At 60.4% G+C, this 12,506-nt stretch carries 11 protein-coding genes; 3 read left to right on the forward strand and 8 right to left on the reverse strand.

The annotated features are described in order from the left end of the window. Nucleotides 1–25: 25 nt before the first annotated feature. The 6 genes from RS694_RS08880 to RS694_RS08905 form a co-directional block, all read right to left on the reverse strand. Entirely contained in the window at nucleotides 26–1,645 is a 1,620-nt protein-coding gene (locus RS694_RS08880; protein WP_029707693.1) for an ABC transporter substrate-binding protein, read from the reverse strand. Nucleotides 1,646–1,705: 60 nt separating this feature from the next. Beyond that, on the reverse strand, nucleotides 1,706–2,722 hold the full coding sequence (locus tag RS694_RS08885) for a peptide ABC transporter ATP-binding protein (protein WP_420805934.1): 1,017 nt from the start codon (nucleotides 2,720–2,722) through the stop codon (nucleotides 1,706–1,708). After that, nucleotides 2,719–3,717, reverse strand: coding sequence for an ABC transporter ATP-binding protein (locus tag RS694_RS08890; protein WP_029707691.1), 999 nt, complete (start codon nucleotides 3,715–3,717; stop codon nucleotides 2,719–2,721). Before RS694_RS08890 ends, RS694_RS08885 begins: the two co-directional genes overlap by 4 nt. Nucleotides 3,718–3,731: 14 nt before the next feature. Further along, entirely contained in the window at nucleotides 3,732–4,634 is a 903-nt protein-coding gene (locus tag RS694_RS08895) for an ABC transporter permease subunit (RefSeq protein ID WP_051391873.1), read from the reverse strand. Beyond that, nucleotides 4,631–5,641: an ABC transporter permease subunit gene (locus tag RS694_RS08900; protein ID WP_029707689.1), complete on the reverse strand. Its 1,011-nt coding sequence runs from the start codon at nucleotides 5,639–5,641 to the stop codon at nucleotides 4,631–4,633. The genes RS694_RS08895 and RS694_RS08900 overlap by 4 nt, the downstream gene beginning before the upstream one ends. 92 nt (nucleotides 5,642–5,733) lie before the next feature. Then, nucleotides 5,734–6,180 (reverse strand): SWIB/MDM2 domain-containing protein, encoded by a 447-nt coding sequence (locus RS694_RS08905; protein ID WP_029707688.1) that lies wholly within the window; start codon nucleotides 6,178–6,180, stop codon nucleotides 5,734–5,736. A gap of 177 nt (nucleotides 6,181–6,357) precedes the next feature. Between RS694_RS08905 and rraA the strand changes: the two genes are divergently transcribed. After that, entirely contained in the window at nucleotides 6,358–6,879 is a 522-nt protein-coding gene (gene rraA, locus RS694_RS08910) for a ribonuclease E activity regulator RraA (RefSeq protein ID WP_029707687.1), read from the forward strand. A 63-nt stretch (nucleotides 6,880–6,942) separates the two neighbouring features. Here rraA and RS694_RS08915 read toward each other — a convergent pair whose 3' ends face one another. Further along, entirely contained in the window at nucleotides 6,943–7,914 is a 972-nt protein-coding gene (locus RS694_RS08915; RefSeq protein WP_029707685.1) for a DMT family transporter, read from the reverse strand. Between the two features lie 121 nt (nucleotides 7,915–8,035). On the opposite strand from RS694_RS08915, the gene speB reads away from it, so the two are divergent. Next, the gene (gene speB, locus RS694_RS08920; RefSeq protein ID WP_029707684.1) at nucleotides 8,036–8,956 is read left to right on the forward strand and encodes an agmatinase; all 921 of its coding nucleotides are present in this window, start codon (nucleotides 8,036–8,038) and stop codon (nucleotides 8,954–8,956) included. Between the two features lie 12 nt (nucleotides 8,957–8,968). Next, nucleotides 8,969–10,270 carry an NAD(P)/FAD-dependent oxidoreductase gene (locus tag RS694_RS08925; RefSeq protein ID WP_029707683.1) on the forward strand — a complete coding sequence of 434 codons (1,302 nt, stop codon included), beginning with the start codon at nucleotides 8,969–8,971 and terminating at the stop codon, nucleotides 10,268–10,270. 647 nt (nucleotides 10,271–10,917) lie between these two features. Here RS694_RS08925 and pdxR read toward each other — a convergent pair. Continuing rightward, nucleotides 10,918–12,390 carry a MocR-like pyridoxine biosynthesis transcription factor PdxR gene (pdxR, locus tag RS694_RS08930; protein ID WP_029707681.1) on the reverse strand — a complete coding sequence of 491 codons (1,473 nt, stop codon included), beginning with the start codon at nucleotides 12,388–12,390 and terminating at the stop codon, nucleotides 10,918–10,920. Between the last annotated feature and the right edge of the window lie 116 nt (nucleotides 12,391–12,506).

Raw genomic sequence — 12,506 nt, forward strand, 5'->3', positions numbered from 1 at the left:
GCCTTTCAATATCAGCAGATGCTGATTACTTCATGTCCACACCGTAGAAAGTGTGGCGACCAAAGGGGCTCAGCTTGAAGTCGATGACTTCTTTGCGCACGGGCTTGAGTTGCACGGCGTGGGCGATGGTGAACCAAGGCGCTTGTTCCTTGAAGATCACCTGGGCCTTTTCGTACAGCTTGGTGCGTTCAGCCACGTTGGAGGTGACCTTGGCTTTCAGAACCAAGTCTTCAAAGGGCTTGTAGCAGAACTTGGCCACATTGGAGCCGTTGCTCTTAGCAGAGCTGCAGCCCAGCAAGGTGTTCAGGAAGTTGTCTGGATCTCCGTTGTCACCGGTCCAACCCAGCATGCCCATCTGGTGTTCGCCAGACTGCATGCGCTTGCGGTACTCGCCCCACTCAAAGCTCTTGATTTCAGCCTTGACGCCCACTTTGGCCAGGTCGGCTTGCATCAACTCGGCAATGCGCTTGGCATTGGGGTTGTAAGGACGCTGTACAGGCATGGCCCACAGGTCGGTGGTGAAACCGTTGGGGTAACCAGCAGCTGCCAGCAACTTCTTGGCTTCTGTGGGGTTGAACGCGTCGTCCTTGATGGCCTTGTTGTAAGACCATTGGCCTGGAGGAATCGGGTTGGTAGCGGGAATGCCGGTGCTCAGGTACACGGCAGACACGATGGCCTTCTTGTCGATAGACATGTTGATGGCCTTGCGCACGCGCACGTCATCAAAAGGTTTCTTGGTCGTGTTGTAAGCGAGGTAGCCGATGTTCAGGCCGGGCTGCTCCATCACAGTGACGTTGGCGTCCTTGCGGATGGCGTCCAGGTCAGCAGGGTTGGGGTAGGGCATGACATGGCATTCACCCTTTTGCAGCTTGGCCCAGCGCACGGATGCATCAGGGGTGATGGCGAAGATCAGGTCGTCGATCTTGGCTTTGCCGGCGTAGTGCTGGGGGAATGCCTTGAAGCGCACGATGGCGTCTTTTTGGTACTGCACCAGTTGGAAGGGGCCGGTACCCAGTGGGTCCTGGTCGATTTTTTCAGGGGAGCCAGCCTTGAGCATGGCAATCGCGTATTCCTTGGACTGCACGCCGGCCCATTGCATGGCCAGGTTGGCCAGGAAAGGCGCTTCGGGCTGGTTCAGTGTGAACTTGACGGTGTATTCATCGACCTTGTCGACCGACTTGAGCAGGGCAGGCATGCCCATGTCGCCAAAGTAAGCGTGGTTGGGGCTGGTGACGCGGAAGAAGGGATCGTTTTCTTTCCATTGACGCTCAATCATGAACAGCACGTCGTCGGCGTTGAAATCGCGCGATGGGGTGAAGTTCTTGTTGGACTGCCACTTCACGCCTTTGCGCAGCTTGAAGGTGTATTCCGTGCCGTCTTTGGAAATGGTCCAGCTTTCTGCCAGGCCGGGCACAACCTTGGTGCCGCCGCGTTCGAAATCAACGAGGTTGTCGTAGATCTGTTCGGTGACGTCAAACGAGGTACCGGTGGTGTTGACGCCGGGGTAGAAGTTCTCAGGGCTGCCTTCAGAGCAGTACACCAGAGTTTTGGCCGATGCAGGGGCCAGCGCCAACAGCGCAGGCAATGCAATGGCGCACAGCAGAGCGACCTTGCTGGGTCGAGTGCGGACGGAAAGTCGATTCATGGATTACTCCTACAAAAAATGGATGTTACGCGAAGGAATGCAGGTTTCATGCCGGGGTTACTACTGGGTCGCCAAACGTTCGGCCTCAAAACAAGCCACTTGGCGGCCGCGCAGTGTCTGCAACGTCGGGCGTTCGACATGGCAGCGCTCGACGGCATGCGGGCAGCGGGTGGAAAACACACAGCCTTTGGGTGGATTCAAGGGGGAGGGGAGTTCGCCCTTGAGCACGATGCGCTGCTGCGCAGGCCCGCTGCCAGCCAGTCCTGGTGTGGACGCCAGCAGGGCCTGGGTATACGGATGCAGCGGCTGGCTGAAGATGGCATTCTTCTCGCCATGTTCCACGGTGTGGCCCAGGTACATCACCAGTACGTCGTGCGCAATGTGGCGCACCACGCCCAAGTCGTGGGAGATGAACAGGTATGCCAGACCCAGGTCTTTTTGCAGATCGGCCAGCAGGTTTAGCACTTGCGCCTGGATGGAGACATCCAGTGCCGAAACAGGCTCGTCGGCCACTACCAAAGAAGGGTTGAGCATCAACGCGCGCGCAATGGCAATGCGCTGGCGCTGGCCGCCCGAGAACATGTGGGGATAACGGTCGTAGTGTTCAGGCCGCAGGCCGACCAGGGCCAGCATGGCGCGCGCTTTTTCTTCACGCTGTGCGGCGGTCAGGTCGGTGTTGATTTCCAGCGGCGCTTCCAGAATCTGGCCAATACGCTTGCGCGGATTGAGCGAGCCATAGGGGTTCTGAAACACCAACTGCACCTTTTGGCGCAATACGCGTTTCTGGTCTGCGCTGGCGCCCACCACATTGGTTTCGCCCAAGTGCAATGCACCATCGGTGGGCGATTCAATCAGTGACACCATGCGTGCCAGGGTGGACTTGCCACATCCCGACTCGCCGACGATAGCCAGCGTCTTGCCTGCCTGAACGGAAAACGAAACGCCACTGACGGCCTGCAACAGATCGGGCTTGCGCAACATGCCCTTGCTGATGGGGTAAACCTGACGCAGGTTGTCTGCACGGACAACAGTCACGCCTTCCGTGGCTGGTGGTGTCATGGTGGTTGCGTGGCTCATACGGACACCTCCTGGGCAGAGGCGTGTTTCTGGGTATCACCCAAAGGGAAATGGCAGCGCACCGCGCCGTCCTGCCAGGGGCGCAGGGCGGGCCGGGTCTGGCACTGGCTGTCGTTGACGTAGCTGCAGCGTGGTGCAAACAGACAACCTTTGGGGCGGTCAAACAGGCCAGGCACCATGCCGGGAATGGTGGCCAGGCGGCTCAGGCCGTTGCTGCGTTCGGGCATAGCGGCCATCAGCGCTTCGGTGTAGGGGTGCTGGGGCGCGTTGAACAAGCTCTTGGCCTGCTGCTGCTCCATGATCTGGCCCGCGTACATCACGGCCACGCGTTGGGCCATCTCGTTCACGACGCCCATGTTGTGGGTGATCAGCACCAGTGCCATGCCGCGGTCTTTTTGCAGGCTGCGCAACAAATCCAGAATTTGCGCCTGGATAGTGACGTCCAGCGCGGTGGTGGGCTCGTCGGCAATCAGCAGTTTGGGATTGCAGGCAATCGCCATGGCAATCATCACGCGCTGGCTCATGCCGCCTGAGAGCTGATGGGGATAAACACCGAGGCGACTTTCGGGTGCAGGGATGCCGACCTGCTCAAGCAGTTCGATAGAGCGTTTGCGCGCGGCGGCCTTGTCCAGACCCATGTGCAGCTTGAGTGTTTCAGCCAACTGGAAGCCTACGGTAAAACACGGGTTCAGGCTGGTGGTGGGGTCCTGAAAAATCATGGACAGGTCCTTGCCCGTGAGGCGGCGGCGTTCGCGTTCCGAGAGTTTGAGCAAGTCGTGGCCGTCAAAACGCAGCTTGTCCGCCTTGACGCGCCCGGGGTAGGCGACCAGGCCCATCAGCGCCATCATGGTGACGCTTTTTCCCGAGCCGGACTCACCGACGATGCCCAGCACTTCGCCGGTGTCGACGGACAGGCTGACGCCGTCGACGGCGTGCATCACGCCGTTGTGCGATGGGAACTCCACCGACAGGTTTTCAATTTCTAGCAGTGCCATATACGGTCTTGTTTTTAGCGCTTGAGCTTGGGGTCCAGCGCATCGCGCAGCCCGTCGCCAAGCAGGTTGAATGCCAACACGGTGATCAGGATGGCCAGACCGGGGAAGGTCACCACCCACCAGGCGCGCAGCACGAACTCGCGTGCATCGGCCAGCATGGTGCCCCACTCGGGTGAGGGCGGCTGTGCGCCCAAACCCAGAAAGCCCAGGGCCGCGGCGTCCAGAATCGCGGTGGAAATGCCCAACGATGCCTGCACGATGAGCGGCGCCGTGCAGTTGGGCAGCACTTCGCTGAACATCAGGCGCAAGTGGCTGGCGCCGCCCATGCGGGCTGCGGTCACGTAGTCGCGTGAGGTTTCGGAAATCACCGCAGCGCGGGTAATACGCACATAGTGCGGCAGTACCACGATGGCCACCGCCAGCATGGCGTTCATCAGGCCAGGGCCGAGGATAGCCACGATCACGATAGCCAACAGCAGGCTGGGCAGGGTGAGGATGATGTCCATCAGTCGCATGATGGTGATCTCGAAGATGCCGCGGAAATAGCCCGCCAGCAGCCCCAGCACGGTGCCGACGACTACGGAAATCGTCACCACGGCAATACCGATCAGCAGCGACAGGCGGGCGCCGTGGATCAGGCGCGAGAGGATGTCGCGGCCAATCGCGTCGGTGCCCAGAATGTGGGCCCACGAACCGCCGGTTTGCCAGGCGGGCGGTACCAGGAACACGCTGTTGTCTGTGAGGTCGGGCGCATACGGCGCGATCACGTTGGCAAACGCAGCCATCAGCAGGACGACGACCACGATGACCATACCGGCCACCGCGCCCTTGTTGCCACTGAAGTAGCGCCAGAAATCACGCAGCGGGTGCACGTGGGGTGCGACCGGGGTGGTGTCTATAGAGTGTGTAGCGCTCATTTTTGGTGCCGAATACGGGGATTGATGATGCCGTAGGCCAGGTCGACCAGCAGGTTGACGGCCATGACCATGACGCCCAGCAGCAGCATGCCGCCTTGCAGCACAGGATAGTCGCGTCGGGCGATGGCTTCAATCAGCCATTTGCCGACACCGGGCCAGGAAAAAATGGTTTCGGTCAGGATGGCGCCGGTGAACAACACACCGACCTGCAGGCCGATCACGGTGATCACGGGAATGAGTGCGTTGCGCAAGGCATGTAATGCCACGATGCGCATGGTGGACAGGCCCTTGGCGCGCGCCGTGCGGATGTAGTCTTCGCCCAGTACTTCGAGCATGGCCGAACGTGTCATGCGTGCAATCACGGCCAGCGGATTGGTACCCAGCACGATGGTGGGCAGTATCAGGTGTGAGGCGGCCGACATGAAGGCCCCCTTGTCGCCTGCCAGCAAGGTATCAATCAGCAAAAAGCCGGTGACGGGTTCTATGAAGTACTGCACTGCAATACGCCCGGAAACCGGAGTCAGGTCCAGTTGCACCGAGAACAGCAGGATCAGCAACAACCCCCACCAGAAGATCGGCATCGAATAGCCGGTCAGCGACACGCCCATGACGCCATGGTCCAGGAACGAGTTGCGTTTGACCGCCGCGATGATGCCCGCCGGAATACCAATGATCAGTGCGAACAGAATGGCGCACACGGCCAGCTCGATCGTGGCCGGAAACAAGGCCATGAATTCGCTGAGCACCGGTGCCTGGGTGATGATGGATTTACCCAAGTCGCCCTGTAACACCTTGCCGATGTAGATGCCGTACTGCACCATGACCGGGCGGTCCAGTCCGTACTCCTTGAGCAGGACAGCATGGCGCGTGGCATCAATGCCCCGTTCACCTGCCAGGGTTTCGATGGGGTCGCCAGGGACCATGCGAATCAGGAAGAACGCCAGCAGGGTCATGCCGAAGAAAGTCGGAATGATCAGGCTAAGACGCGTAAAGACAAAGCGCAGCATGGGTGGGAAGGTAGGGCAAAAAAGTCGTGGATGTTACCAACAAAAAAAGGCCGGGTTGATCCGGCCTTTTTTGTTCGCAACGCTGTTGGCGATTACTTGAGGTGCTTGCCAATCAGGCCAGCCATCTCAAACATCGACACTTGCATCTTGCCGAAGATTTCCTTCAGCTTGGCATCGGCGTTGATCATGCGCTTGTTGACTGCGTCTTGCAGCTTGTTCTTCTTGATGTAAGCCCACAGCTTGCTGACCACTTCAGTACGTGGCAGAGGCGTGGAGCCCACGATCGCAGCCAGAGCGGCGCTGGGAGTCAAAGCCTTCATGAATGCGGCGTTCACAGTGCGCTTCTTGGCAGGAGCCTTCTTGGCGGCTACCTTCTTCGCGGGAGCCTTCTTGGCCACTACCTTTTTAGCGGGAGCGGCTTTCTTGGCGGGAGCAGCTTTCTTCGCTACTACTTTTTTAGCTGGTGCAGCTTTCTTCGCTGGTGCAGCCTTCTTTGCGGGAGCGGCTTTTTTTGCAGCCGGTTTTTTTGCAGTTGCCATGATTGATTGTCCTTCTAGAAGTTGATTAATCACCAGCAGAAAAACTGCTTCTTCGCTGGTAAGGCGCATGCTACTGGAGAAAAAGCGCCTTTCCAAGCGGGAAATTGCTTTTTTCACTCGGAGATGTTGTTTTTTTCATTGGAGAATAGGTCTATTGAACGAAAAGGAGCCCCCGAGATGTCCAGTCCCTTCGCCACCTGTGACCTGTGTGATGCCCACAAGAACGACACTTCGGGCGATTTTCGGGTGCTGCCACCCGTGTTCAAGGACTATGGGCAGGTGCGCAAATTCAGCGGCCCGGTGGTGACGGTGAAGTGTTTTGAGGACAACACGCTGGTCAAGGCGGCGGTGGATTCCCCCGGCACGCTGGACATGCCGCAAGGGCCTGTGGGCAAAGTACTGGTGGTGGACGGCGGTGCTTCATTGCGCCGTGCGCTGCTGGGCGGCAACCTGGGCGCTGCGGCCGCACGCAACGGCTGGGCCGGCGTGGTGATCGATGGTTGTGTGCGCGATACCGCCGAGTTGGCGGGCCACGCCGTGGGTGTCCGTGCCTTGGCTGCCATGCCACTGCCCACCGAGAAGCGCAACGAGGGTCAGTCCGAGGTGGCTGTGCAGATCCAGGGCGTGTGGGTCCGCCCCGGCGATTGGCTGTATGCCGATGAAGACGGCATCGTGGTCAGCGCTAAGCCGCTGGTGTAGTGATGTGAAAGTTGCCGCGGGCCGCCCCAAGGCAAATTGGCCCCCTCGGGGAGGGGGCAGCGACTACACGGAGTGAGGGAGCGTGGGGGCTGCTCTATTGGGCAGAGTGGCCAGCACCACACCCAAGAGGGCGATGGCGAAGGCCAGCAACTGCATGCCACCCAAAGGTTCGCCCAGCACCAACACGCCGACCAGCGCGGCCGAGATGGGCAACATCACGGTGAACACACCGGCACGCGCAGCAGGTACGGTTTTCAGGCCGGTCATCCACAACCAGACCGTCCAGACGCTGGCCGCCAGTGCGTAGAACACCAGCAGCACCCAGGAGCCCACGTGCACTGCGGCAAAGTCAAAACGCCAAGCCACCCACAGCCCCATGGGGGTCATGAGTGCAAAGCCCCACAGGTTGATCAGCGCAGTGATGCGTTTGGGTGACAGGGCGCCGGTGAGCTTCTTGCCGATCACGGCGTAGGCCGCCTCACACAGTACAGCGCCGAACACCAGCAGATTACCCAGCAGCGCCTTGTTATGTGCCAAATCGGCCTCCAGCCCTTGTCCGGATTGCGCAGGCAGCTCTTGTTTTGATAGCGCCAGCAGGCCAATACCCAGCGCACTACAGGCCACCGCCGCCCAAATGCGCAGGCCAATGCGTTCGCGCAGAAAGGCCCAGCTCATCAACGCCACGACGGCAGGAATGCTCGCCATGATCACTCCGGCTGACACCGCGCTGGTCATGCTCACGCCAAACAGCATGCAGATGGAGAACAGGAAGTTGCCCAACAGCGACTCCAGAAACACCCAGCCTTTGGTCGCCCGTGTCATGGGGACTTCCTCTTCCGGACGCTTGAGCCAGTGCAGCATGGCCAGACCGCCTATGCCAAAACGCAGCCAGGCCAGAAGAAACACCGGTAGCGCCGCGACCAGCGGTTTGGACAGGGCGACGTAGCTGCCCACCAGGGACATGCTCAGAGCCAGAAAGAAGTAGGCGATCCAGCGCGGAGGATGGACGGAGGCAGCAGCGTGCGATGGGAGCATGAAGGACGGGGCGGGTTGCGAAAACAAAAGAAGCGAGCCTACACCATGCTTTTGCAGCCAAGTGGCCCCAGCCGCGGCGGGAGAATGCGGTACCGTCCCGGATTCCTATTGAAAGAGTGCCATGGCCATCGGTGAATTTGCATACGCGAACAACAGCAACCGCTTCCTTGCATGCCCTGCGCTGCAGGACCAGCCCTACGCCCTGATGGGTGTCCCGTTTGACGGCGCGGTGACCAACCGGCCCGGCGCACGTTTTGGTCCGCAGGAAATCCGTCGCGCCTCGCTGATGCTGTGCGACGGCCTGCACCCGGTGTTCCAGGTCACGCCGCTCGGTAGTTTGGGCGACGCGGCCGACATGCGCCTGCCCAACGCGTCGCCGTTGACCACCGTGCGCGCCGAGATTGAGCGCCAGGCAACGGCCCTGATGGCGGCGCACCACTGCGTCTTCATCGGTGGCGACCATTCGGTAACGCTGCCTTTGTTGCGCGCTGCCAAGGCCCGCTATGGTGAACTCGCGCTGATTCACTTTGACGCGCACTGCGATACCTGGGGAGACCATTTCGGCGAGCCCTCGGGCCACGGCACCTGGACGTATGAGGCGATTCAGGAGGGCCTGGTGAGCCGCCAGCACACGGTGCAGATCGGCTTGCGCTCCAGCGGTACGCGCGAAGCCCGCGAGTATGTGAAAGACCAGGGCGGCCTGATCTACACCGCACGTGATTTGCGTGGCAAGGATGGTGCCGGGCTGTACGCCATGGTGACGGAGATCAAGGCACGTCTGGGCAACCGGCCCTGTTACCTCACGCTGGATATTGACTGCCTGGACCCGGCCTTTGCACCTGGCACCGGAACGCCTGAGCCCGGTGGCATGAGCAGCTCTCAGGTGCTGACCTTCCTCGAAGAGCTCGCACCGCTGAACTTCATCGGCATGGACTGTGTGGAAGTGGCGCCCGCCTACGACCACGCCGAACTGACCAGTAACGCCGCAGCCACCTTCGTCTGGACCTACCTGTGCGGCCAGATCGCCAAGGCTGCTGCTTGAACGGGGCACACCATGTTGCTTGACTCCGATACCCAGCTCAACCAGAAGAGTTATTACGAAGCCAGCGTAGAGCGCGAACCCGCCTTGCCGCCTTTGCAAGGCGAGGTAAGTGCGGACGTGCTGGTGGTGGGTGCAGGCTTTGCCGGTCTGTCTTCCGCGATCGAGCTAGCGCAGCGCGGCTACAAGGTGGTGGTGCTGGAGGCCGACCGCATCTGCAGCGGCGCCTCGGGGCGCAACGGCGGCCAGGCCATCGTGGGGTACGCCAGCGGGCAGGAACCGTTCGAACAGCAACTGGGCGCAGCGCGTGCACGCCAGGCCTGGGACATGTCGATCGAGGCGCTGGACCTGATTGACGAACGCATTGCGAAATTCGGAATTGAGTGCGACCAGGTCAAGGGCTACCTGTATGTGGCTGACTCAGCACGCAAGGCGCGAGCGCTGGAGGCCGACATGCGTGCCACCGAACGCGACTATGGTTTTGCCACCGAGTTCGCCACCGGTGCGGACGTGCAGCGCCATATCCAAAGTCCGATGTACTGCGCGTCTGCCTACGAGAATCGCTCCGGCCATCTGCATCCGCTGAAGTACGGCCTGGGTCTGGCGCGTGCGGCGCGCAGTCTGGGTGTGCAGATTTTTGAGCGTTCACCTGTGGTGGATTTACGCAGAGGCACGCGGCTGACTGCGGTCACTGGCAAGGGCTCTATCACGGCACAGTTTGGTGTGCTGGCGGGCAATTGCACGTTGGGCGAATATGGCCCTCGCGTGGCGCCTGACATTGCGCCGCGCATCATGCCAGTGGGGACCTACATCATTGGCACAGCCCCCATCGCACCTGAGTTGCAGGCAAGGTTGATCCCCAGCAATGCCGCGGTGTGCGACAACAATTTCATCCTCGACTATTTCCGCTTCAGTGCTGATCACCGCATGCTGTTTGGTGGACGGGTGAGCTACTCCACACGCACTCCCGCCCAGTTGCAAGCGATCATGGCCAAGCGCATGGCGCAGGTGTTTCCGGCCTTGAAGGATGTGCCTATCGATTTCGTCTGGGGCGGTTTTGTGGATATCAGCATGAACCGGGCGCCGGACTTTGGGCGGCTGGGGGACAACCTGTATTACTTGCAGGGGTTCAGTGGTCATGGACTGGCGCTGACAGGGCTTGCGGGGCAGATGGTGGCGCAGGCGGTGGCTGGGCAGGCGGAACGGTTTGATGTGTTTGCTCAATTGAAACACCGCAAGTTTCCGGGAGGTGCGTTGTTGCGTACGCCCAGTCTGGTCTTGGGAATGGTTTATCACGCATTGCGAGATAGGTTGTAAGTCTCTCGGGCTCTGTTTCTTCCTGGTGATGCTGTTGGTTTTTTTTGCGTGTCGGGATGTGCGCCCGACAGCGCAGTAACTTTCTTTTGCTTCGCCAAAAGAAAGTCACCAAAGAAAAGGCGACCCTACTGTCTGCGACCCCTGCGCTTCGCTCCGGGGCAACCTGCGGTGCTCGGGTTCAGTGGGGTCTGGCTCGAACTCGGCTATCGCCTCAAACAATCGCCAGCCCTGATCCACTGAACCCTGCGCTCCTCGGCGCAGCCAGAAGGGATTGGGGGAATACAGGCCATCGCTGCGCTCGGCTAAGAGAGATGAATACCCGTCCGCGCGCAGCGCGGACGAAGTTCGGTATTTGGTACCCGGGTGTTTGGTCTTCGGCTACTTGGTTTGCGCCGTAATGAGGAGGCGAGTAGCGCAGGTTTGGGCGGATCAGGGCTGGCGATTGTTTGAGCCGAAGGCGAGTTCGAGCCAGACCCCGCCCAAACCGAGCAACGCAGCGTGCCCGTAGCGAAGCGAAGGGCCGACGAATCCGGCTCGCCTTCTTTTGCTTACTTTTCTTGGCGAAGCAAGAAAAGTGAGGCGGCCGCCGGGCCGAAACCCGGCCTGCCAAAAAGACAAATCATCTAGCCGGAGCAAAACAAAAAAACTTACCGCCCCTTCCGCAACTCCGCCCTCAACATCTTCGCCAACACCGGCCCATGCCGCTTGATCTCTTCCAGCGGCGCATACCCATAACCAATCACCAGCCCTTTGGCATCACGCCGGTGCAAGCAATACGCGGACAGCGCTCGCACCACCAATCCCGCCGTTCCCAGGCGCTGCGCTAGCGCCTTGTCGTCAAACGTGTTGGGCAAGCGCAAACACAAATGCAGGCCCTGTTCCGCTCCGGTGATCTGCGCCTGTTCACCGAGGCACGGTTGCAGCGCCTCCAGCAGACAGCGCCTGCGCTCGGCATAACTCTGCCGGGCCCGGCGCAAAGCGCTCGCGAAATGTCCCAGTTCAATAAACTCCGCCAGCGCCGCCTGCAGGGGCATTTGGCCAGGGCGGTTCAGGTCGTAATGCGCTTGTTTGAACGCCGCGACCAGACGCTTGGGCACCACCAGATAACCCAGCTTCAGGCCGGGGTACAAGACCTTGGAAAACGAGCCCATGTAGAGCACCCGTTCGTCCTGGTCCAGACCGGCGAGTGAAGAGATCGGTGGGCCGCTGAAGCGGAATTCGCTGTCGTAGTCGTCCTCCAGTACCCAAGCCTTGTGCGTGCGTGCGATGGACAGTATTTGTTGTCGCCGTGCCAGCGACATGACGGCACCTGTGGGGTACTGGTGTGAGGGGGTGGTGTAGATCACCCTAGGTGGTTTTTTCTCGTCCGCCGGCGTGGGGGCAATGCCGTGTTGGTCTACGCTTACCGGGTGCAGCTGCAGGCCCGTCGCCATGAAGGCCTTGACTGCGCCCCAGTAGGCCGGGTCTTCCAGCCACACGGTATCGCCATGGTCGGCTAGCAACTGGGTGCAGAGCTCCAGTGACTGCTGGGTGCCGCTGGTGATGATGACCTGGTCCACCTCCACCGGCACGCTGCGGAACACACGCAGGTAGTCCGCCACGGCGCGGCGCAAGGGCGTGTGGCCGCCGGACGAGCTGTAGTCCAGCATCTCGGGGTAGGTCATGCGCCAGTGTTTGTTTTGCAGGCGCTGCCACAGGGCCACGGGAAAGGCGCTGAAGTCCGCAATGCCGGGGGTGAATGGCTGTATCTCCAGTTCGGTGGCGCAAAAGGTGCTCGACAGTGCGGTGCCCCGTTTCGACAAGCCGGTGAGCTGGCGTGGCGTGTGGTGGGTGCGTACGCGTGGGCGGGCTTTGGGCACGTTGTCATTGACATAGGTGCCACTGCCCACGCGGCTGCTCATGTAACCCTCCACACACAGCTGGTTCAGTGCGGCCACCACGGTGTTGCGTGACAGGTTCAGGTCCTGGGTCAATTCGCGGCTGGAGGGAAGGCGGTCGCCTGCTGCCAGCTTGCCATCCAGAATGGCGCGGCGCAGGGCTTCGTATAACTGCCGATGCAGCGGCATGTTGTCTTGCTGGTGCAGACGCACCATCTCGGTCAGCAGAAGTTCTGAAAGCATAAATGTCCGGAATTTCAGAGGGGTGATGCACGAATACAAGCGAGGTGCAACTGGCACCATACACTTGGAACAAATGGCTCCTCTGTCAATCCAATTCTGCCTGACAATGCTTCAAA

The sequence above is a fragment of the Rhodoferax saidenbachensis genome, assembly GCF_001955715.1.
Lineage (GTDB): Bacteria > Pseudomonadota > Gammaproteobacteria > Burkholderiales > Burkholderiaceae_C > Allorhodoferax > Allorhodoferax saidenbachensis.